At 35.9% G+C, this 21,961-nt stretch carries 19 protein-coding genes; 10 read left to right on the forward strand and 9 right to left on the reverse strand.

The window, feature by feature from the left end:
- Positions 1-9: 9 nt before the first annotated feature.
- From OH814_RS10515 to OH814_RS10525, 3 genes are read right to left on the reverse strand one after another with little or no spacing between them, the layout of a single operon-like run.
- Positions 10-2,391, reverse strand: a complete 2,382-nt coding sequence (locus OH814_RS10515) for a penicillin-binding protein 1A (RefSeq protein WP_076561251.1) — start codon at positions 2,389-2,391, stop codon at positions 10-12.
- Positions 2,392-2,397: 6 nt separating this feature from the next.
- The gene (locus OH814_RS10520) at positions 2,398-2,859 is read right to left on the reverse strand and encodes a gliding motility lipoprotein GldH (RefSeq protein ID WP_308828118.1); all 462 of its coding nucleotides are present in this window, start codon (positions 2,857-2,859) and stop codon (positions 2,398-2,400) included.
- Positions 2,852-4,273 (reverse strand): regulatory iron-sulfur-containing complex subunit RicT, encoded by a 1,422-nt coding sequence (locus OH814_RS10525; RefSeq protein ID WP_308828119.1) that lies wholly within the window; start codon positions 4,271-4,273, stop codon positions 2,852-2,854. Before OH814_RS10525 ends, OH814_RS10520 begins: the two co-directional genes overlap by 8 nt.
- A gap of 277 nt (positions 4,274-4,550) precedes the next feature.
- Between OH814_RS10525 and OH814_RS10530 the strand changes: the two genes are divergently transcribed.
- The 6 genes from OH814_RS10530 to OH814_RS10555 all read left to right on the forward strand — a co-directional run bounded on the left by OH814_RS10530 (position 4,551) and on the right by OH814_RS10555 (position 11,628).
- Positions 4,551-5,789 carry an outer membrane protein transport protein gene (locus OH814_RS10530; RefSeq protein WP_308828120.1) on the forward strand — a complete coding sequence of 413 codons (1,239 nt, stop codon included), beginning with the start codon at positions 4,551-4,553 and terminating at the stop codon, positions 5,787-5,789.
- Positions 5,790-5,798: 9 nt separating this feature from the next.
- Positions 5,799-7,364: a G-D-S-L family lipolytic protein gene (locus OH814_RS10535; RefSeq protein ID WP_308828121.1), complete on the forward strand. Its 1,566-nt coding sequence runs from the start codon at positions 5,799-5,801 to the stop codon at positions 7,362-7,364.
- Positions 7,365-7,449: 85 nt separating this feature from the next.
- On the forward strand, positions 7,450-8,388 hold the full coding sequence (locus OH814_RS10540) for a ribose-phosphate pyrophosphokinase (protein ID WP_076561256.1): 939 nt from the start codon (positions 7,450-7,452) through the stop codon (positions 8,386-8,388).
- 55 nt (positions 8,389-8,443) lie between these two features.
- A complete protein-coding gene (locus OH814_RS10545; protein ID WP_115620636.1) occupies positions 8,444-9,085 on the forward strand; it encodes a 50S ribosomal protein L25/general stress protein Ctc in 642 nt (213 codons plus the stop codon).
- Between the two features lie 161 nt (positions 9,086-9,246).
- Positions 9,247-10,467 (forward strand): cysteine desulfurase, encoded by a 1,221-nt coding sequence (locus tag OH814_RS10550; RefSeq protein ID WP_308828122.1) that lies wholly within the window; start codon positions 9,247-9,249, stop codon positions 10,465-10,467.
- A gap of 45 nt (positions 10,468-10,512) precedes the next feature.
- Positions 10,513-11,628 (forward strand): hypothetical protein, encoded by a 1,116-nt coding sequence (locus OH814_RS10555; RefSeq protein WP_308828123.1) that lies wholly within the window; start codon positions 10,513-10,515, stop codon positions 11,626-11,628.
- A 318-nt stretch (positions 11,629-11,946) separates the two neighbouring features.
- Here the strand turns inward: OH814_RS10555 and hemE are convergent, their stop codons facing one another.
- From hemE to hemA, 6 genes are all read right to left on the reverse strand, one after another.
- Positions 11,947-12,978: a uroporphyrinogen decarboxylase gene (hemE, locus tag OH814_RS10560; RefSeq protein WP_139421040.1), complete on the reverse strand. Its 1,032-nt coding sequence runs from the start codon at positions 12,976-12,978 to the stop codon at positions 11,947-11,949.
- 36 nt (positions 12,979-13,014) lie between these two features.
- Entirely contained in the window at positions 13,015-13,701 is a 687-nt protein-coding gene (locus OH814_RS10565; RefSeq protein WP_279195672.1) for a uroporphyrinogen-III synthase, read from the reverse strand.
- Positions 13,701-14,357 (reverse strand): peptidoglycan recognition family protein, encoded by a 657-nt coding sequence (locus tag OH814_RS10570; protein WP_308828124.1) that lies wholly within the window; start codon positions 14,355-14,357, stop codon positions 13,701-13,703. Before OH814_RS10570 ends, OH814_RS10565 begins: the two co-directional genes overlap by 1 nt.
- Before the next feature lie 6 nt (positions 14,358-14,363).
- Positions 14,364-14,945, reverse strand: coding sequence for a DUF1287 domain-containing protein (locus tag OH814_RS10575; protein ID WP_076561263.1), 582 nt, complete (start codon positions 14,943-14,945; stop codon positions 14,364-14,366).
- Between the two features lie 177 nt (positions 14,946-15,122).
- Positions 15,123-16,031, reverse strand: coding sequence for a hydroxymethylbilane synthase (gene hemC / locus OH814_RS10580; protein ID WP_123886376.1), 909 nt, complete (start codon positions 16,029-16,031; stop codon positions 15,123-15,125).
- Entirely contained in the window at positions 16,018-17,292 is a 1,275-nt protein-coding gene (hemA, locus tag OH814_RS10585; protein WP_308828125.1) for a glutamyl-tRNA reductase, read from the reverse strand. Before hemA ends, hemC begins: the two co-directional genes overlap by 14 nt.
- Positions 17,293-17,532: 240 nt before the next feature.
- Between hemA and OH814_RS10590 the strand changes: the two genes are divergently transcribed.
- Genes OH814_RS10590 through OH814_RS10605 form a run of 4 tightly spaced genes read left to right on the forward strand, consistent with a single transcriptional unit; the run spans position 17,533 to position 21,958 of the window.
- The gene (locus OH814_RS10590) at positions 17,533-18,558 is read left to right on the forward strand and encodes a rod shape-determining protein (RefSeq protein ID WP_066678895.1); all 1,026 of its coding nucleotides are present in this window, start codon (positions 17,533-17,535) and stop codon (positions 18,556-18,558) included.
- 31 nt (positions 18,559-18,589) lie between these two features.
- Positions 18,590-19,444 (forward strand): rod shape-determining protein MreC, encoded by an 855-nt coding sequence (mreC, locus tag OH814_RS10595; RefSeq protein WP_076561266.1) that lies wholly within the window; start codon positions 18,590-18,592, stop codon positions 19,442-19,444.
- Entirely contained in the window at positions 19,437-19,943 is a 507-nt protein-coding gene (locus OH814_RS10600; protein ID WP_076561267.1) for a rod shape-determining protein MreD, read from the forward strand. The genes mreC and OH814_RS10600 overlap by 8 nt, the downstream gene beginning before the upstream one ends.
- Positions 19,940-21,958, forward strand: coding sequence for a penicillin-binding transpeptidase domain-containing protein (locus tag OH814_RS10605; protein ID WP_308828126.1), 2,019 nt, complete (start codon positions 19,940-19,942; stop codon positions 21,956-21,958). The genes OH814_RS10600 and OH814_RS10605 overlap by 4 nt, the downstream gene beginning before the upstream one ends.
- The last annotated feature ends 3 nt before the right edge of the window (positions 21,959-21,961 follow it).

Here is a 21,961-nt window from a genome sequence, read left to right on the forward strand (position 1 = left end):
TAAAGAAATTTATTTATTAAAATCAATATCTTCACTGGTGTTCAAATGTTCATTTACATTTTCTTCTTTTTTACCAGAATTATTTTTCGGTCCTGTGTCTGCAGGGCGTGGATTTTTTAAGTCATCAATGGTCTGTAATCCTCCATCGTCACCGTATCCTCCACTTAGCCCCTGAAGGTTGGAGCATCCGTCTTTCCAATCAAGAGGTTTTACAAATTTATCGTCTGGTGATATTTTTAAACTTTTATCTGCCCATACTTTTTTCATAAATATTGCCCAGATTGGTAATGCCATTTTTGCTCCCTGACCTTCTCCTGTTCCAAAGAAGTGGGTAGCTCTGTCTTCCCAGCCAACCCAAGCTCCGGTTGCCAGTTTTGGAGTAATTCCCATAAACCAACCGTCTGAGTTATTCTGAGTCGTTCCTGTTTTTGCAGCAATTTCAATATTTTTAGAGACTCCTCGTCTTCCTAATTCTCCTGAAGCGGTACCATATTGCGCAACACCTTTCATCAATTCGATCATGGTGTAGGCGTAATTAGGATTCATCACTTCTTTCGGTTCAGAGATTACTTCTTTTATCACTCTTCCGTTTACATCTTCAATTCTCCAGATCATCTCCGGTTTGTTGTAATTTCCGTAATTGGCAAATGTACTGTAAGCTCCAAGCATTTCATAGATTGTAATGTCAGAAGCCCCTAAAGCCATCGGTAAACTTGTGGAAATTTCTTCAGTTACCCCTAAATCTCTTGCCGTCTGAATTACACTTTGCGTTCCTGTCATTTCGGCCAATCTCAATGCGACAGGGTTTTGAGAGTGTGCTAAAGCATCTTTTAATGTTAACATTCCACCTCTTCCCGGTACGTGATAGCTTCCTTTGTTGAAACTGGCATTTGATATAGTCGAACATGGAGTTAAACCTAATTTCATAATCGCAGTTGCGTAAACGAAAGGTTTAAACGTAGATCCTACCTGTCTTTTTCCCTGTTTGATGTGATCGTACTGGAAATGCTGCCAGTCGATTCCTCCAACCCAGGCTTTAATCTCTCCAGTTCCGGGAACCATAGACATCAGACCTGCCTGTGCAATTTGTTTGTGCCATCTTATAGAATCCCAAGGGCTCATTTCAACCTCTTCTTCACCAGCCCAGGTAAATCTTGACATTTTTATAGGCTTGCGGAATTCCATTAGTATTGAATCTTCAGAAACTCCGGCTCTGTTCAGTTGTTTGTAACGACCGGTTCTTTTTACCGCCTGCATCATTATTTTATTTGCTTGCTGATCATTGAGGTAGTAAAACGGTCTGTTTTTTCTGCCTCTCTGCTCTGCATCAAATCTTTTTTGAAGATCAGTTAAATGCTCTTTGATAGACTCTTCTGCATACTTCTGCATCTTAGAATCAAGCGTAACATATATTTTTAAGCCGTCTTTAAATAGATTTAATTTTTTACCGGTTTCTTTTTCGTAATCAGTTAAATAATTATCGATTTCCTTTTTTAAATAGAATTTATAATAGGCTGAATAATCATCTGTGATATTTTTTATAGGACGATAATCTGTAGTAATCGGCGTTGCTACAGCTTTGTCGTACGTTGCCTGATCTACATAACCGGTTTCAAGCATTTGAGATAGTACAACATCTCTTCTTCTTTTTGCACGGTCAGGATTTCTTAACGGATTATTTGCAATCGGGGCTTCAAGCATTGATACAAATACTGCTGCTTCCGGAAGTGTAAGTTGTGACGTCGTTTTATTAAAATAAATTTTAGACGCCATCTCAACACCGTTTGCATTGTATGTGAAATCAAACTTGTTAAAATACAAAGTGATAATTTCCTCTTTGGTATATCTCTTTTCCAAGCTTACGGCAACCACCCATTCTTTAAGCTTTTGAATTGCTCTTTTTACGGGGTTTTTTGAAGGCTCTTTTGTAAATAAAAGTTTGGCCAGCTGTTGTGTAATTGTAGAACCTCCACCTCGGTCACCGCCATATCGTACGGCTCTCAAAATTGATTTTAAATCAATCCCTGAATGTTCTTTAAAACGCTCATCTTCTTTTGCCTGAAGTGCATAAATAAGATACGGAGGCAAATCTTTGTACTGAATTGGCTGCGTTTTTTCTTTCTCAAATTTACCTAAAAGAACTCCGTCTGATGAATAAATTTGGGATGCAACATAAATGTCTGGATTTTCAAGTTCTTTTACATCGGGCATTTCACCAAGAAAACCTTGGGAAACTGCAAAGAAAAGTCCTGAAATACCTAAAATTACTGCAATAAGCCCAATCCAGATGAATTTTACCCATCTTTTCCAGGCAGAATTTTTAGCGCCTTTTTTAGGAGGAAGCGGGAAAGTCTTTCCCTTATTTCCTGTATTTTGTTTGTTTTCTTCCATGTATAATTACGGTTTAGCCGTTTCTACTTTTATACCTAAGTCTTCAATCCCCGGAAGATTATCGTTTCTCATTGCCTGAGCAACGGCAATTTCATAATTGCCTTTTTCCGGGAATTTATAATTCAATTTATACTGAAACAAAGTTTCTTTCGTCTCTCCAAATCCTGTTCCCAGCCACTCGCCGTTCGGTTTTGCCAAAATATAATTTAAAGTATCCGTCTGCTTGGCTTTGGTTTTAGGATTGGTAAGGTTAACAATGAATCTTATATTACTGTAAGGATATTCATTATTATTCCTTACAACAAATATAAGATTTTTAGGATTTTGCGGATCCGAAATTTCAAGATTAAATTTTTGTTCGGTCTTCTTATTCCATTTATTATCAACGTTATTCATAATAACGTCGTCTTCGGGAGCATTGCAGCTTACCAAGAAAATAAGGAGAAAAAGTCCTGAAATTTTATGCATTATTATCTTTTTTTGGAGGAAATTTCTTTTTAAACTTCTTTTTGGGTTGTTGATTTTCTGGTTTTTTTTCAACATCATTATTTACTGCGACAGGTTTTTCCGTTTGTGTTTTCTGCTGCTGCTGCTGTTTTTGAGGCCTTTGATTATTATTTTGTGTAGGCTTCTGGCTTTTTTCAGGTCTTTCTGTTCTCTCGCCTTTATCTGCTCTGTCCTGTGGTTTTTCGGTGTTGTTTTCCGGTCTGGGCTTTCTAGGTCCCTGATTTTGATTATTGTTTGGTCTGTTTTGATTCTGATTTCCCTGGTTTCTGTTTTTGTTGAAACCTCTGTTCTTCTTTTCAAAACGATCTACACTGTTTTCCTGAATTAAATCTACTGTTTTTACAGAAATTTCAGGCTGTTTCAAATCTTCAAGAGGTAACGTTTTTTCACCTCTTTTGTTTTGTGAAATCATTTTTTTTACCAAATCTACATCGAAATCATACCACGCCATCGAACTATCAACGTATGCAAACCACATTTTCTTTTTGAAAACATCAATTTTTATACAGAAAGCTCTTCCTTTTTCGGTATCAATCATCGTTGAAGAAGAAGGGAAGTGGCTTAATGCATCAAGATAACTGTCTAATTCATAGTTTAGACAACATTTAAGTTTACCACATTGCCCTGCCAGTTTTTGAGGGTTGATACTCAATTGCTGATATCTTGCCACATTGGTGTTTACCGATCTGAAATCCGTCAACCAGGTTGAGCAGCACAATTCTCTTCCGCAAGATCCTATTCCTCCTACTTTTGCAGCTTCCTGTCTGAAACCGATTTGTTTCATGTCGATTTTTGTACGGAAAGCTCCTGCAAATTCTTTAATTAACATTCTGAAATCCACACGGTTGTCGGCGGTGTAATAGAATGTTACTTTAGAAGAGTCGCCTTGGTATTCCACATCAGTAATCTTCATTTCAAGACCTAATCTGTGAGAAATTTTTCTGGCTTCTATTTTTACATTTTCTTCTTTTTTTCGGGCTTCCTGCCAAACTTCAATGTCTTTTTGGTTGGCTAGCCTATATATTTTTAGCGGGTTTTCTTCTGAAGCTCTTTTTTTCTTCATCTGAATTTTCACTAGTTCACCTGTGAGGCTTACTACACCCACATCATGTCCCGGACTAGATTCTACTGTTACAACGCTACCTATATGTAAAGGAATATTATTTACATTTTTATAAAATAATTTTCTGTCATTTTTAAATCTAACTTCTACAAAATCACACCTGTTTGATGCAGGGTTTTGTACGTTAGACAGCCAATCGAAAACACTTAATTTATAACTATTACCGCAGGTATTTACACTTTCACAGCCATTCGCAGATTTTGTTCCGCAAGAATGTGCAGAATCGCCGGATGTTTTACATCCACAACTCATATTATAATTTGTTTAATCTTGCAAATTTATTGATTTTTATCTTTATACAATTCCAAATGTACTAAATATTAATTTTTGAAATTGTTTAATATTAAACATGGTAAGAAATAAGGATTTATTTTTATTTTAAGAGTATGTGATTGAGTATGTTATTTAGCTTTATGTAAGGGATGTTATTTTAAACATAGTTTTCTTTTGCTGTTAAGTTTAAAATTTTAAGATTTATTAACAGACGTAAACAAAATAATTTTATATTTGGGTTATATAATAATAGTCTATGAAAAAAATATTAATATCAACTGCTTTATTGGCTGGGGTTTTATCTTATGCGGGAGGCTTTAGAGTTTCTTTGCAAGGGGTTAAACAGTTGGCAATGGCACACACGAGTGCTCATGCTGACGATGCGAGTGTTGCATTCTTTAATCCGGCAGGTATGTCATTCATTCCTTCTAAACTAAGTATTGTAGCAGGAGGTTTTGGAGCAAGTAATAAAGTTACTTTTCAAAATTTAAATACTTTACAAAGTACTGAGACCGATAATCCGCTGGGTACACCGATTTATGCTGCAATAGCGTATAAGCCTATTGATAAACTATCGATTGGTTTCAGTTTTTCTACGCCTTTTGGTAGTACCATTCAATATCCTTACGATTGGGAAGGAAGAGAAATGGTACAGAAGCTGGAGCTGAAAAGTTATTATTTCCAGCCTATGGTTTCCGTGAAAATGGCCGATTGGCTTTCTTTTGGGGCAAGTTATATCTACGCCAGAGGATCGGTAAACTGGGATAAGGCAGTTACTCAATTTGGAGGAACAGTTAATATTAATGATGAGAAAGCAAGTGGTCATGGTTATGGTTTCGGTTTTTATTTCAGACCTGATCCAAAATTGGATGTAAGTATCGCATACCGTTCACCTGTTGATATGAAAGCTAAAAAAGGAACAGCTACGTTCGTGGCTCCTGCACAGGCTACAGTAAATACTCTTTTAGGACTGAACGCTGCAGGACAAGATGGCTTTACGGCAACTTTGCCACTTGTAGAAGAATATACAATTGGTCTTACATATAGAGTTACACAAAAATGGTTAATTTCTGCGGATTTCAACTATCACGGTTGGGAAAGGTACAGCAAGTTGACTTTAGATTTTGCTAATGCTCCAATTGGAAATCAGACAGATCCTACCATATTGGTTGCTCCAAAGAATTTTAGAAATTCAAAAACTGTAAGATTGGGAACTCAATATGCATTCACGAACATGATTTATGGTCGTTTAGGCGCTTATTATGATGAATCTCCTTACTCTGACGACAATTTCATTCCTGAAACACCATCTTTTGACTCTTTTGTGCTAACAGGAGGTTTAGGTTTCAAACTTAATAAATTCGGAGTTGACGTTGCCGGTGGTTATGCAATGCCACAAAGCAGAGATGTGAAAAATAATTACTTAGGTTTCTATGGTCAGGCAAAGGCTAAAGCATTCTATTTTGGTCTAGGTTTATCTTATAATGCTTTTTAATTTTAAATTATGAAAAAAATAATAATATCTACAATAGCTGTTTCGGCACTTCTTTTTACAGTAAGTTGTAATACAGATTTTGATACTGATGTAGAAGACATCGTTGTAACGAAAGGCGAAGCAGATTTCTCTAATTATGTTGCCTTGGGAAACTCCCTTACTTCTGGTTATAGAGATGGGACACTTTACAGTGATGGTCAGAACGAATCTTATCCTAGTATGCTTGCAATGCAAATGAAACTTGCAGGTGGCGGAGCATTTAAACAGCCATTGATGCCTAATAATGTTGGAGGATTTACAAACTTACCTGGTTTTCCGGGAAAACTTGTTTTAAAAATGGTTAATGGAGCTTTAGCTCCTGTTGCTTCTCCTGCCGCTGCTGCTTTAGATAATGTGGCTGCCGGTAGACCGTATAATAATATGGGAGTTCCTGGCGCAAAATCTTTCCATCTTGTAGCTCCAAATTACGGAAGTGCTGCAGGCTTGCTTACAGGAACTGCAAATCCTTACTTTGTAAGATTTGCTTCTTCAGCAACGACAAGTGTTCTAGCAGATGCAATGGTTCAAAAGCCAACTTTTTTCTCTCTTTGGATTGGAAATAATGACGTGTTGTCGTATGCAACAAATGGTGGAACCAACTCGCAAACTACAGGGGGAGTTACTACATATACTGCAGCAACAGTTCAGAACGGTAACACCAATCCGGCTACATACAGATCAAACGATATTTCAGATGCTAATGTGGTAGCAGGCTCTATAAAAGGTGTTCTTGATGGGTTGAAAAGTGTAGGATCTACAAAAGGTATTATTGCAAATATTCCTGATGTTACCAATATCCCGTTTTTTACAAGAGTTCCTTATAACGCTATACCTTTAGACGCAGCAAAAGCACAATCTTTAAATAGCCAGCTTTATGGGCCTTTAAAAGCAGCGCTTACTGCATTTGGACAAGGTGATAGAATTAATCCTGTTGTAGCAGGAAATAATCCGGTGCTTATTATTGATAACAAATTAACTAATCTTTCAGCACAGCTTACGGCTGCGCTTGCTGCAAATGGTGTTCCTGCAACTCAGGCAGCATTTATAGGAAACGCTTTCGGGAGAGCACGTCAGGCAAAACCTGGAGAATTAATGCTTCTTACCTCAAGTTCGTTGTTAGGTTTGGATGCAACAACAAATCAAGCTGCTACACCATCTTCTGTATTTATTTACGGAGCAAGTTTCCCAATAGGAGATCAGTATTCATTAACGACAGATGAAGTGAAGAATATTTCTACTGCTGTTAAAGCTTACAATACATCTATCAGAGCTATGGCAGATTCTTATGGTTTAGCTTTTGTGGATATGAATGCAAAAATGACTGAATTAAATTCTAAATCAGGAATTTCTTGGAATGGCGTAAGATATACAGCTACTTTTGTTACTGGCGGTACGTTCTCTTTAGATGGAGTTCACCTTACAGGAAGAGGGTATGCAGTGGTTGCTAATGAATTTATAAAGGCAATCAACATGAAGTATAAATCGACTTTACCACAGGTAGATCCTAATAAATACTCAGGAGTTACATTTCCTTAATCGGAGATAAAAATAAATAATAGAAACCACAGGATTGATTCTTGTGGTTTTTTTTTAAATTTGCAAAATCTTTTAAAAAGTAAAAATGGCCGATCAGTTAAGTTATCTATTTTCTACAAGAACGAGTAAAGATCTTGCAGAAAAAATTGCCCAGTATTATGGGAAAGAATTAGGGAAAATCAACTTTCAGGAGTTCAGCGACGGAGAATTTGAACCTGTTTTAGACGAATCTGTAAGAGGAGGAAGAGTTTTCCTAATCGGATCTACGTTTCCGCCGGCAGACAATCTTTTAGAATTGCTTCTAATGATTGATGCAGCAAAAAGAGCTTCTGCAAAAAGTATTACCGTGGTGCTTCCGTACTTCGGGCTTGCAAGACAAGACAGAAAAGACAAGCCAAGAGCGCCAATCGGTGCCAAATTGGTGGCGAATCTTTTAACTGCTGCAGGTGCAACTAGAGTAATGACAATGGATTTGCATGCAGACCAGATTCAAGGATTCTTCGAAATTCCTGTAGATCATTTGTATGCGTCTACCATCTTTGTAGATTATATCAAAAATCTTAAGCTTGATAATCTTACGATTGCTTCTCCGGATATGGGAGGTGCAAAAAGAGCAAAAAACTACGCTGGTCACCTTGGTGCAGATGTAGTAATTGCTTATAAAGAAAGAAAAAAAGCAAACGTAGTAGAAGAAATGTTCCTTATCGGGGATGTAGAAGGTAAGAATGTAATACTTATCGATGACATGATCGATACTGCAGGAACACTTTGCAAAGCTGCAGATATCTTAATGGAAAAAGGAGCAAAATCTGTAAGAGCAATGGCGACTCACGGAGTGCTTTCAGGAAAGGCTTATGACAATATTGAGAACTCGCAATTGCTGGAAGTTATTGTAACTGACTCAATTCCTGTAAAAAATGGCTTGTCATCTAAAATAAAAGTGCTATCTTGCGCCCCATTATTTGCTGATGTTATGAAGATGGTGCACGAGCACCAGTCGATTAGCAGTAAGTTTGTTATCTAGTTGATAATTAGCTTTTTGCAGTTTAAATCAAAACAAATTTTTAAATTTTTTATAAATGAAATCAATTACAATTCAAGGTACAAAAAGAGAAAGCGTGGGCAAAAAGTCGACAAAAGCTTTACGTGATGCTGAATTAGTTCCTTGTGTTGTTTACGGAGGTGGTGAGCCATTGAATTTCTCTGCTACAGAGAAAGCATTCAAAGGTTTGGTATATACTCCTGAAGCACACACGGTATCTATTGAAGTTGACGGTCAGGTAATTCCTGCAGTTCTTCAGGATATTCAGTTCCACCCAATTACAGACAGAATTATTCACGCAGACTTCTACAGATTATCTGACGATAAGCCAGTTGTTATGGAAGTTCCTGTAAGAATTACTGGTCGTTCTAAAGGTGTTGTAGCTGGTGGTGTTTTACGTCAGTCTTTCAGAAAATTGAAAGTAAAAGCTATTCCTGCAAACTTGCCAGATGAGATCGTAGTAGATATTACTTCTCTTAAAATTGGTAACAAGCTTTATGTTGGTACTATCAAAGCTGAAGGTTACTCTTTTGTACATCCTGACAATGCAGTTGTTGTAGCTGTTAAAATGTCTAGAAATGCAGCTAAAGGAGGTGCTATGGCAGATGATGACGATGAAGAAGAAGTTGCAACTGAAGGAGGAGAAGCTCCTGCAACTGAAGAAGCAGCAGCAGAATAAGAATTTTCTTACTCTAAATAAATTAACCTGTCATTTTTTTGGCAGGTTTTTTTGTTTTAGATAAAAACGATCACTCTATTAATCTGGCAGACTTTTAGATAAAAAATCGTAAATTTGATGTGTTCTAAATAAAGAACTTTTTAATTTAAAAATTGTAATAAATGTTTGACATTCAGGAAATCAGAAGTCAGTTTTCTATATTAAATCAGGAAGTGAACGGTAAACCATTGGTTTATTTAGATAATGCAGCTACGTCTCAGAAGCCCAACTCGGTACTTGAAGTTTGGGATCGTTATTATAAAGAACTCAATGCTAATGTACACCGTGGAATCCATACATTGAGCCAATTGGCAACCGAAGAAATGGAGCTTTCAAGAAGAAAAATCCAGAAATTCATAAATGCCAAAAATGATTTTGAAGTGATCTTCACAAAAGGTACAACCGAAGGAATAAATCTTATCGCTTATATTTTAACTCAAAAATTGAAGAAAGACGACGAGATTATTATTTCATATCTCGAGCATCATTCGAATATCGTTCCTTGGCAATTATTGTGTGAAAGAACAGGTGCAAAACTTCGCGTGATCCCAATTGATGAAAACGGAATTCTTCAGCTTGATTATTTAGACGAATTTCTAAGTGAAAAGACAAAAGTAGTATCTGTTAATCAGGTTTCCAATGCTTTGGGAATTGTAAATCCGGTTGAAGAAATTATTGCTAAAACAAGAGCCAATTCAGATGCTTATATTGTCATAGACGGTGCCCAGTCGGCTCCTCATTTTACGATTGATGTTCAAAAGTTAGACTGCGATTTCTTTGTATTTTCAGGGCATAAAATGTATGCTCCGATGGGAACTGGAGTTCTTTATGGAAAACAGGAAATTCTTGAAGATTTGCCGCCTTTTCATGGTGGAGGTGAAATGATTGCGGTATGCTCGTTTGATGCGACAACGTATGCAGGTTTACCTTTTAAATATGAAGCCGGAACACCAAATGTAGGCGGAAATATTGCTCTTGGAGCTGCCATTGATTTCATTAAAAAAGTAGGTCAGGAAAATATTCAGAGTCATGAAAATGCTTTGCTGGATTATGCACAAAGACAGCTTTTGGAAATCGAAGGTTTAAAAGTTTATGGTGAAAAAGCGCAAAGAACGGGCGTAGTTTCTTTTAATCTTGAAGGGATTGGTATTTCTTCTGATGTCGGAATGATTCTCGATAAAATGGGAGTTGCCGTGAGAACCGGCCATCATTGTACGCAACCGATTATGGATTTCTTTAACATCGCCGGAACGGTGAGAGCGAGCTTTGCCGTTTACAATACATTTCAGGAAATTGATTTATTGGTAGAAGGTGTGAAAAAAGCACAAAGGATGCTTTCTTAATAATTAACAGACTGTTTCTTTGGGACAGTCTTTATTTTTACTATGATGAAGTTTAAAATTTTTTATGCTTGTACGTTGTTCATGTTTCCGTTATTTTTTAGCGCATCTGCCATTCCTTTTGAATATATTGATGGAAAAATAATCGTTAAAGTTGATATTAAGAATCAGAAACACAATTTCATCTTTGATACAGGCGCATTCACCATTTTGTCTGACGAGCTGAAGGGTCAACTCAGTGAAAAGAAAGAAAACATGATTTTTGAAGGAATCGATGCTAACAATTCGAGTTCAAAAAATGAAATGTTTTCAACCGATGCACTTAAAATTGCAGATTTAAAGTTTAAAAAAGTAAACTTTTCATTTATGAATATTAGTTGGATGGCTTCACGGGCGTGCATGAAAATCAGTGGAGTTTTTGGAGCCAATATGATGAATAATAAAGTTTGGCGAATTGATTTTAGAACTAAAACCATCACAATTTCAGATAAAATAACTGAAAGTTCGGCACAATCAATATCAATTCCTTTTTCTGAAGAAAACTTCACTCATGTCCCTACAATTAATGTCAATATAAGAAAGCAAAATTTAGATTTGGTTTTCGATACGGGATCAGGTTCAGGTTTTACACTCGATTCAAAATCTTATCAATTAGTAAAAGACGATAGTTTTCTTACTTTTGAAGGGCTTTTATCTCAATCATTAAATAGTGTGAGTAAAGGTGAAAGATGGCTTGATGTAATGGAAGCTGAGGTTAATCATAACATTTTAGGTAATCAAATTGTTGATACGAGTTCAGATTCCCGAAATTTGGTCGGAACAAGATTTATGGAAAATTACCTCATCGATTTAGACTTCATCAGCAAAAAAATCATTCTCAATACAACAGATAAAACTCCCGAATATAATAGCTTCGGAATTGCTTTTGCTCCTGTTGACGGCACATTGGTTATTGTAAACAAGCTTAAAATTCCTGAATTATCAGGATTAAATGTAGCAGACAAAATTATTAAGGTAAACAATATCGATGTCTCAAAAATCGACGAAGAAACTTTTTGTGAAATCAAGAAAATTATAGAAAATTCTCAGGTTATTGTCATCCAAATTGATTCCAATAAAGAGTTTAAACTCGAAAAGAAAGATATTTTACAGTATCTAAACTAACTAAACTATAAAGTTTCTTATTATAGATTTTGGCGATTGCTCAAATTCTCTTTTTATTACTTTTATTAAAATGCTTTACGTTAATTTTGTTGTTAGAATGTATTGAAAATACCAAGAGCTAATTTTTTTCTTAATAGAAAAATCCCTTTCAAAGTTATTTTTGAAAGGGATTTTATTTATAATAAATATTACATAAAGTTTGTCATTCCGCAGGAATCTTGACAATGTATTTGCGTAATTTTTAAAGCTAGATTTAGATTCCTCCGAAATGACAAGCGTATGGAAAAATCTGTGTCAATCTGTAAAATCTGCGGGAGATTAATTATTCGGCTTCCAATCTACCACAGCTCTGATAAACGCTTCTGCATTTTCCAAAGGAATATTTGGTAAAATTCCGTGACCTAAATTGGCAATATATCGGTCTTTACCAAAACGATTGATCATTTCATTCACCATTTTCTTGATTGTTTCAGGTGTAGAATGTAATCTTGCAGGATCAAAATTCCCCTGCAGCGTCATGGTGTGATTCGTCAAAGTTCTTGCGAATTCAGGCTTGATTGTCCAGTCAACTCCTAAAGCTGAAACCGGAGCCATTGTCATTTCTTCCAAAGCAAACCAACATCCTTTTCCAAAAACCACAACATGAGTTAATGGACTTAAAGCTTCAACGATTTGGTTGATATACTTCCAGGAAAACTCTTGGTAATCTTCCGGAGAAAGCATTCCGCCCCAAGAATCGAAAACCTGTACGGCAGAAACTCCTTTTTCAACTTTTCTTTTCAGATAAGCAATGGTAGTATCTGTAATTTTCTGAAGTAACAAATGCGCAGCTTCCGGTTGTTGGAAGCAGAAAGATTTAGCAATATCAAAAGCCTTGCTTCCTTTTCCTTCCACGCAATAGCAAAGAATCGTCCACGGAGAACCTGCAAAACCGATTAAAGGAATATCGTTGTCTAGTTTGATTAAAGTCAATTCAATCGCATCAAAAACGTACCCTAAAGTGTCATTTACATCAGGAACGATCACATTCTGCACATCTTCCATCGTTCTGATCGGATTATCCAACCACGGTCCTACATTTTCCTTCATTTTAAAATCAATCCCCATTGCCTGAGGAACAACTAAAATATCCGAAAACAAAATCGCCGCATCCAAAGGATATCTTCTGATGGGCTGAACTGTAATTTCAGAAGCTAATTCGGGAGTCTGGCATCTCGTGAAAAAATCGTACTTGTCGCGAAGTGCGATAAATTCGGGTAAATATCGGCCTGCCTGTCTCATCATCCAAACTGGTGGTCTTTCTACAGTTTCGCCACGAAGTGCTTTTAAATATAGGTCGTTTTTAATCATAATATTATTGATAGTTGACGGTTTTTAGTTGATAGATTATGAAATGTCTTTTTCTAATCTATTTTTTATGACCGACAATAAGTTTAATAAAGTATTTTCTATACTCGTAAAAATCTCAGATTTTGTATGCTTTCTTATTTCTTTAGAGGTCGTTTCTCCTATTGAAAAAAGGATGGTATTTTCTAAAGAATTATTTTTCGCAAAACTACGAACTCCACTCGGGCTAAAAAAAACTATTGCATGATATTTTTCATGTATCACAGGATTAAGCGCTTCTGTCTCGTAAACAGTCACTTTTTTATATGAAATATTTTGTAGCGGAAGCTTTTTGTCTAAAACATCAAGCGCCAAATTTCCACAAAAATGAATGAATTTTTCGTGAGCGCAGTTTTCGATAATGAATTGGGATAATGTTTCTGCGTTTTTTAAAACCTTAAAGGTTCCAAAACCGTTTTTGCGAAGTTCTCTTTTGGTTTTTTCGCCTACACAATAGATCTTATTGTAGTTTTTTGCGGTGAAATCTTCATTAGGCTGAAATTTGTTTTCAAAAAAAGATTTTACGCCGTTGAAACTTGTGAAAATAAGCGACCGGTCTTTCAGGTCAAAATGCTCTACAAAAACCGGTTTTGTTTTTATTACCTCAACACAGTCGATCAAAATATTATTTCCCAGTTTTTCTGAAAGATATTTTGGATCGATGTTTTTGGTAAATAAAATGTTCATTAAGGTTTATCTTTTAAGTGTAAATCGGCGACTTGCTTTCTTACTTTTGTCATAAAGTCTTTTCCCGGGTCTTCTTTTCCTGTGAAATATTTGGGGTCAGATTCTTTCCATAATTTAGAATTTCTGAAAACTCCGTATTCTGAATGGCCGATAAGATATTCTATTTTATATTTTTTGGTTAAATATCTTACCAACTCTGCGTTGGCTTCCACTTGTTTTTCGGTAAGCGGTTGTTTCTTGCTTCCAATATTTTCAACTCCGATGGCGCAATAGTTTAAACCAATCGTGTGTCTTGCAAATTGAGTTGGTTCCATCAACTGATAAATAGTTCCGTCCCGGTCTATGATAAACTGCGAAGAAACATTGAGTGTACTTTGCTTTTTTAAAGTATTTCTTGCGCTTTCAAGATGGGTTTTATTAAAATATTTGTAGTTGCTTTCTACCGTTCCTCCCGCTGTATAATGCAAAACAATCATCTTCGGAACAATCGTCGGCGTTTTTTGACTTAAACCATGATGTTCTTTTAAATATTCTAAGCTTAATTGAATTCTCTCCGCAGAATAACTGATTGGCTTATTGATGATCTTTAAACCTGAATTCTGTGCCGAACTCAAGTTTAAAATAAATAAAAACAGAGCGAAAACGACCTTCTTCATCATAAATTATTTTGAATATTGGTAATGTCCGGTAATAGTAAATTTAAACAGACAATCTTCAATAACCTGTCCGCCACCGATGTTATGTACAATTAAATATCTTTTTCCGTCTGCCGATTTTTTGTTGACAACAATTCCGATATGCGTTAAATTCCCCGGAAGAAGCCACGTTACAATATCTCCGGGAACGTACAATTCAGGCTTGTTTTCGATTGATTTTGATTTTCCAAATTTAGCAAAGAAAACTCTCAGGTTTGGAACTCTTCGATGATCGATATTGGTGTCGGGTCTTTTCAAACCCCAGTTTTTAGGATATTTTGAAAAATTCTGTTTCATATCTTCATGCACTTCCTTCTGAAGATCAATTCCCAGTTTTCTGTACGCTCTGATTACGACGTCAGTACAAACACCTTTATCCGCCGGAACATCTCCATTTGGATATTTTAGCGTAAAATAAGCAGGATCGTAGGTGACTTTATCTTTCGTTAAGCTTAAAGCTGCATCAGACAATTTTTGTGCAAACTGATTTTGAGCTTTTCCAAAAAAGACAAAAAGGAATAAGATGAATATTGAAAAGAATTTTTTCATTGACTTAAAATTTTGAAATGAAAACAAGTCCTGTAAAGTTCAAAAATTAATTTTAAACATGAAGATTCTTTAAGCATAAAGAAATGTTAAGATTCAGAAAATCTTAATTTTGCCTAAAACCTAAAACCTAAAACCTAAAACCTAAAACCTAAAACCTAAAACTTAAAACTTAAAACCTTAAAGCTGACTTTTAATTTCAGTCATCAATTCTTTACCTCCGTTTTCTAAAACAATATTGGCAAATTTTTCACCAAAATTTTCTTCTTCATTATATTCAAAACTTTCGTCGGTGGCGATATAATTTTTTCCGTCTAGCGAGCAAAGAGCAGCTTTGAATCTGATCTGGTTTTCAATTTTTTCGGCAAAAGCTCCAATGGGTGCGGTACAACCGCCTTCAAGAGTGCTCAGGAAATTTCTTTCAATTTCTACACAAATTTGAGTCTGTTTGTGACTGATCTGCTTCAAAATGTCGTTGATTTCTTTTTTATCTGAATGTCCGGCAACAGCAACCACACCTTGTGAAGGCGCAGGAATCATGAATGGAAGAAATTCGTAATCGATATCCATTTTCATTCTTTTAATTCCGGCCAAAGATAAAATGGTCGCATCAAAGTCTTGCTCTTCCAGCTTCTGAAGTCTGGTCTGAATATTTCCTCTGATGTCAAAAAACTCTGTTTCAGGATAATTTTTAGACCAAAAAGCTCTTCTTCTCAAACTGCTTGTCGCTAATTTGAGCTCGTGAAATTCTTTGTCCATTGCCGATTTTCTTTTAATTAAAACATCCTGCGGATGATCTCTCTCAAGATAAGCGACAATTTCTATATTTTCGGGTAATTTTGTTGGTACATCTTTTAGGGAATGTACGGCAATATCAATTTCGTCATTCAGCAATGCGGTATCCAAATCTCTTGTAAAAATCCCTGTAATTCCTAAAGAATAAAGAGGTTGATTAAGATTTTTGTCGCCTGAAGAAATGATTGGGACAATCTCGGTAAGATAATTGAGGTTTTGCAAATGTCTTGCAACTTCTCTTGCCTGCCAAAGTGCAAGTGCAGAATTTCGGGTTCCTATTCTAATGCTTTTCATTGAATTCGTTGTTGGGTTGTTCGACTAAAATTTCGTGCATTAATTTACTAATTTCCTCGGCTTTTAGAGGATTGTCGATAATATATTTTGCAAAACGGTTGGTTATTTTCTGAATCATCTTCTCAGAAAGCTCCATGTCGTTGATATTGATGTACTTATTTTTTCTGTAAAAGTTGTGCATTTCGTTGCGTTCCATGTTTTTCAGCACTGCTTTGAAGTGATGAATGTTTGGCGCAAGTTTTCTCTTTTTTTCCCATTCCAGAAAATCTCTGGTCATTTCTTTAATGATAACTTCTGCTTTCGGGATTTCTTTTTCACGCTGTTGAATAGTTTCCTGGATTTGTTTTGAAAGGTCATCAACATCGATTAAAGTTACATTATCGAGTTCAGAAACATCTTTGTCAACATTATGAGGAATGGAAAGATCAATAATCAGAATTTCTTTTCCGTTTTTTAAATGAGACTTGTTGATGATTGGGGTTTTTGCTCCTGTAGCAACAATTAAAATGTCGGTATTTTCTAATTCCTTTTCAAAATCATTATAATCAATATTGGGAATATTGTATTTCTCTGAAATTTTTGCTGCTTTCTCCTGAGTTCGGTTGGCAATTTTTATTTTAGGCTGATAAACGTGTTTTACTAAATTTTCAACCGTATTCTGACCAATCTCACCAACTCCTAGAAGAAGAATGTTTTTTTCAGTAATTCTTTTCTGATTGTTTAAAATATAATGTACCGCCGCATAAGAAACAGAAGCGGCTCCGTTGGAGATGCCGGTTTCATTTTTTATTCTTTTAGAAATCTGAATCGCAGAATTAATCGATCTTTCTAAAAAAGGATTCGAATTTTGTCTTTCTTTTTTAAAACGGGCGTAAGCTTTCTTGATCTGCCCAATAATTTCAAAATCACCGATGATTTGGCTTTCCAATCCGGCTGCCACTCTGAATAAATGATTTAAGGCCTCTTCTTTAGTTGCAATATTTGCAAATTGAAGAAAGTCTGAAAGATTTACACCAATCGTTTTGCAATATTCTTCGGCTACCAAAAGATAATTGGGTGAGGTAGAATAAATTTCGGTTCTGTTGCATGTGGAAACCACAAATGCGTCCCCTAAATTTTCGTCGTGAATTCGGGTAACAAAGTTTTTAATATTGTCATCAAAAAATGCAAACTTACCTCTGGTTTCAACATCTGCCTTTTCGTAACTGATGGATAATACGGCAAAATTTGACGTCTGATGTATATTGGAATACTGTATCATAAGCAGTCGCAAATTTAAGGAAATTTTACTTAAAGATTTTGTGATTGTTTGTATGATAATTATCGTAAAAAGCTATAAATTAATTATGTAAGATTTTGTATCTTTTGCTAAAACTTACAGAAACAATAGATTAAGAAAAAAGTGTAATTTTAATAAAAATTTAACCAAATTATATAAAACTTTGTAATCGTTAGTACTGTGAAATTTATATCTTTGTAAACTTAAATCAAGGAGAAAATTATGAGTTTATTCGATATGTTTACGCAAGAAATTGCGATAGACCTTGGAACTGCCAACACGCTTATCATCCATAATAATAAAATTGTTATAGATCAGCCTTCTATTGTTGCAATAGAACGTTCTACGGGAAAGCCGATTGCTGTTGGAGAACAGGCGAAACATATGCAGGGTAAAACGCATGAAGATATAAAAACCATCCGTCCTTTGAAAGACGGAGTTATTGCAGATTTCCATGCTTCAGAGCACATGATCAAAGAATTTATTAAAAAAATTCCTGGGATCAAAGGAAGATTTATTCAGCCTGCTTTAAGAATTGTGATCTGTATTCCTTCAGGAATTACAGAAGTTGAAAAAAGAGCGGTAAGAGATTCTGCTCAGAAAGTAAACGCAAAAGAAGTACGCTTGATTTATGAGCCAATGGCTGCTGCAATAGGAGTTGGTATTGATGTACAAAAGCCTGAAGGTAACATGATTATCGATATAGGTGGTGGTACTACCGAAATTGCCGTTGTAGCTTTGGGAGGTATTGTTTGTGATAAATCTGTAAAAATTGCAGGTGACGTATTTACAAACGATATTGCTTATTTCTTAAGAACGCATCATAATTTATACATCGGAGAAAGAACTGCTGAAAGAGTGAAAATTGAAGTAGGTTCTGCAGTTGAAGATCTAGATGTAGATATCGACGATATTCCTGTACAGGGTAGAGATCTTATTACCGGTAAGCCAAAAGAAATTATGGTTGGGTATAAAGAGATCGCTCGTGCTTTGGATAAATCAATTATCAGAATTGAAGATTCTGTAATGGAAACTCTTTCGCTTACGCCGCCGGAATTGGCAGCAGATATTTACAAAACAGGTATTTATCTTGCTGGTGGAGGTGCTTTGTTGAGAGGTCTTGCAGACAGATTACACAAGAAAACAGGGCTTCCGGTTTTCGTGGCAGAAGATCCTTTGAGAGCTGTTGTTCGCGGAACGGGTATTGCACTTAAGAATATGGATAAGTTCAATTTCTTAATTAAATAAATTTTTTAACTTTTTACGACTTTATATCTGAATGGGATTTTTGCTGAGATTATTTTCGAAGAATGCTCTTTTTGTATTCTTTATGTTTCTGCAAATTATTGCTCTCATTTTGATATTCTCTAAAAACGCCATGCAGCAATCTTGGCTTGCGGGTCAGACTGCGGCTTTCAATTCCTGGGTTTCCGGGTATATTGATGAAGGTGTTTCTTATTTAAAGCTGAAACAAACAAACGAAGATCTTGTTGCTCAGAATAAGGCCTTAATGGTTGAGCTTTACGGGAAAAAAGGCGCTGCAAATCCACAATTCAGAAAAGTACATGATACTTTGGGTGGTGGCCAGATCTATACTTTTGTAGATGGCGAAATTGTTTTCAATAGCATCAACAGAAGAAATAATTATTTTACAATCAACCGCGGAACAAGAGACGGTGTTTATCCTCAAATGGGCGTAATGTCTCCGAGAGGAATTGCCGGAATTGTTATTAATTCTACCGATAGTTACGCCTTAGTACAGTCGGTTTTAAGTGTTAATAAAATCAGAATCAATGCTGCGCTGAAAAATTCGGGATATTTCGGAACTTTGACGTGGAGAGGAGATAACTCCCGATTGATGCATCTGGCAGATGTACCAAAATATGTTTCCCTGAAAATTGGCGATACCATTGAAACCGATGGGAAATCAGCAATTTTCCCTAAAGGAGTGATGATCGGTAAAATTGCGGGATACACCGTAGATAATAAAACAGGATTTTGGGATATTTCAGTGGAATTAAGCGAGAAAATGGGAGCATTAAATAAAGTTTTCGTCGTTAAAAATCTTAAAAAAGCTGAGGTTCAGAAAATTCAGGATACTATGCAAGCTGTAATAAAAAAAGAAAATGATTAGCAGAACCATATTTACAGATCTTTTGATCATGGCTTTTCTGGTTGCATTACAGATTTTTGTATTGAACAGGATTACGCTGTTCGGTAAGTTTACTCCGGTTTTATATCCGGTTTTTGTGATGTTTTATCCTTTTTTTAGAAACAGATTTCAGTTTTTAGCCTTAAGTTTTTTAATCGGTTTGTCAATTGATGCCTTTTTGTATTCTTGGGGAATTAATGCTTTGGCAACTACTTTAATTGCTTATTTCCGTACGATAATTTTCCGTACGTCTACAGATACTTCTACCGATTTCTTCTCATTTCAGTCTTTGCAATGGACGCAGTTTTTACTGTTTCTGTTCTCAAGTATCTTCTTGCATCAGCTTCTGGTGCAGTATATCGAGTTTTTTAAATTCAGCAGAATTTTCGAAATCTTACTTAATGTGTTGGTAACTAGTGGAATTTCCTTTATATTTATCATAGTTTACGCATTAATCTTTAAAATCAAACAGAAAGTTTGAACACACGCCATATAAAAATCTTAACGATTCTCATTGTCATTGCTCTTATTTTTGTAGCAAGGCTTTCTTATTTACAGCTGTTTACAGATCGTTATGCCTTGAATGCAGCCAATACTTCCATCAAAACCGAATATGTTATTCCGCAGCGTGGAGTTATTTTCGACAGAAATGGAAAAATAATGGTGGGAAATCAGCCTGCCTACGAAATTTCTTTTACTCAGGCTTTAATGAAACCAGATTTTGATACTTTGGCTTTCTGTAATTTAATGAAAATTGAGAAGAGTGATTTCATTAAAAGAATTAACTTAATTAAAGCTGAAAAATATTATTCCAAACTCACGCCGATGACTTTCATTAAAGATCTAAGCAGAGAGGAAATAGCAAGAGTTCAGGAAATTATATTCAAATATCCCGCTTTCAGTATCGTTCAGCGTCCTCAAAGACAGTACGAAGTCTCTACTTCCGGAAATCTTTTGGGATATACAAGTGAAGTAAACGATAGAGAAATTAAAAAAGATTCTACTTATTATCTTCCGGGCGACCTCATCGGGAAAACAGGGATTGAAAAATCTTACGAAAAAGAACTTCGCGGCGTAAAGGGGATTAAATATATCCAGAAAGACATTAAACTTAGGAATGTTGGGCCTTATAAAAACGGCTCTTTAGATAAAGATGTTATCACCGGAAAAGATATTACATTGACTATTGACTATGATCTTCAGCGAATGGCAGAAGAAATGCTGGTGAATAAACATGGGGCGGTAGTAGCTATCGATCCAAATAACGGTGAAGTTTTAGTGGCTGCAACAGGACCGGATATTGATCCCAATCTTTTTACAGGACCAAATAAATCTAAAAATCTTTACGCACTTTCAAAAGATACGCTTTACGAAAACAAACCCACTTTCGACCGTTCTTTACAGGCAGGTTATCCTCCCGGATCGACTTTCAAACTGTTGACGGCTTTGGCGGCAATGCAAATGGGCGTAATGGATGAAAATACAATTTTCCCATGTGGTGGCGGATTTTTCTATAAAGGAAAAAGAATTAAAGGTCACGGTGGAGCAGATCCGTTGATTCCTTCTATTCAGGTTTCGAGTAACTGTTTTTTCACCTATGCATTTATAGCAATCATTAAAAAATATCCGGGAAATCCATCAAAAGGTGTTGACGAATGGAAGAAAATCATGAGCAGCTTCGGTGTCGGTGAATTTTTAAATAATGATTTTGCAGTTGGTGCAAAAGGAAGAATTCCTTCAGGGGATTTTTATGAAAGAAGATTTAAAGCAATCATCAAAGCAAATGGTTCTACCAGAAAGGATTATAAGAATTGGGATGAAATGTCGACGGGTGCCATTTACAACGGAATGGGGCAGGGTGATGTAATGGTAACGCCTTTACAGCTTGCCAATTATGTTGCGGCAATTGCCAACAGAGGTTGGTATTATACACCGCATATTGTAAAATCAATTGATGGAAGACCTAATCCTGATCCGAGATTCAAAAAGAAACATCATACTTTAGTCGATCCAAAACATTTCGAACCTGTTCTAAAAGGAATGGAAGCTGTTGTTTTGAGAGGTACTGCAAGAGGTTTGATGTCTAAAGATTTTACACAATTAGCAAAAACCGGAACTGCGCAGGTTCCGCAAGGGAAAGATAACTCTATTTTTGTATTGATTGCGCCCGCAGATAAACCCAAAATTGTTGTTGTTGCTGTAATGGAACATGCCGGATTTGGTGCTACCTGGGCTGGCCCTGCCTGTACAGTAATTGCCGAAAAATATATTACCGGAGATCTGAAACGTGAACATCTTTACAAAAAAATGATTACGTCGAGCTTCATGCCTGAATATAAAAGACAATGGATTGTCGACCTGAAAAGAAAAGGTTTGTATAAAGAACCCAAACCGGATTCTATAAAATTGAAAAGAATACGAGATAGTCTGAATCTTGTAAAGAAAGCGAAAGAAAAACTGCAAAAAGCCCAAACTGTTAAACCCAAAAAACCGTAAACC

Source organism: Chryseobacterium sp. CFS15 (genome assembly GCF_031118795.1).
Taxonomy (GTDB): domain Bacteria; phylum Bacteroidota; class Bacteroidia; order Flavobacteriales; family Weeksellaceae; genus Chryseobacterium; species Chryseobacterium indoltheticum.

Bases quoted from the DNA above. Each gene is read 5' to 3' on its own strand.
- OH814_RS10515 (WP_076561251.1), bottom strand. From the start codon at position 2,391: ATGGAAGAAAACAAACAAAATACAGGAAATAAGGGAAAGACTTTCCCG.
- OH814_RS10520 (WP_308828118.1), bottom strand. From the start codon at position 2,859: ATGCATAAAATTTCAGGACTTTTTCTCCTTATTTTCTTGGTAAGCTGC.
- OH814_RS10525 (WP_308828119.1), bottom strand. From the start codon at position 4,273: ATGAGTTGTGGATGTAAAACATCCGGCGATTCTGCACATTCTTGCGGA.
- OH814_RS10530 (WP_308828120.1), top strand. From the start codon at position 4,551: ATGAAAAAAATATTAATATCAACTGCTTTATTGGCTGGGGTTTTATCT.
- OH814_RS10535 (WP_308828121.1), top strand. From the start codon at position 5,799: ATGAAAAAAATAATAATATCTACAATAGCTGTTTCGGCACTTCTTTTT.
- OH814_RS10540 (WP_076561256.1), top strand. From the start codon at position 7,450: ATGGCCGATCAGTTAAGTTATCTATTTTCTACAAGAACGAGTAAAGAT.
- OH814_RS10545 (WP_115620636.1), top strand. From the start codon at position 8,444: ATGAAATCAATTACAATTCAAGGTACAAAAAGAGAAAGCGTGGGCAAA.
- OH814_RS10550 (WP_308828122.1), top strand. From the start codon at position 9,247: ATGTTTGACATTCAGGAAATCAGAAGTCAGTTTTCTATATTAAATCAG.
- OH814_RS10555 (WP_308828123.1), top strand. From the start codon at position 10,513: ATGAAGTTTAAAATTTTTTATGCTTGTACGTTGTTCATGTTTCCGTTA.
- hemE (WP_139421040.1), bottom strand. From the start codon at position 12,978: ATGATTAAAAACGACCTATATTTAAAAGCACTTCGTGGCGAAACTGTA.
- OH814_RS10565 (WP_279195672.1), bottom strand. From the start codon at position 13,701: ATGAACATTTTATTTACCAAAAACATCGATCCAAAATATCTTTCAGAA.
- OH814_RS10570 (WP_308828124.1), bottom strand. From the start codon at position 14,357: ATGAAGAAGGTCGTTTTCGCTCTGTTTTTATTTATTTTAAACTTGAGT.
- OH814_RS10575 (WP_076561263.1), bottom strand. From the start codon at position 14,945: ATGAAAAAATTCTTTTCAATATTCATCTTATTCCTTTTTGTCTTTTTT.
- hemC (WP_123886376.1), bottom strand. From the start codon at position 16,031: ATGAAAAGCATTAGAATAGGAACCCGAAATTCTGCACTTGCACTTTGG.
- hemA (WP_308828125.1), bottom strand. From the start codon at position 17,292: ATGATACAGTATTCCAATATACATCAGACGTCAAATTTTGCCGTATTA.
- OH814_RS10590 (WP_066678895.1), top strand. From the start codon at position 17,533: ATGAGTTTATTCGATATGTTTACGCAAGAAATTGCGATAGACCTTGGA.
- mreC (WP_076561266.1), top strand. From the start codon at position 18,590: ATGGGATTTTTGCTGAGATTATTTTCGAAGAATGCTCTTTTTGTATTC.
- OH814_RS10600 (WP_076561267.1), top strand. From the start codon at position 19,437: ATGATTAGCAGAACCATATTTACAGATCTTTTGATCATGGCTTTTCTG.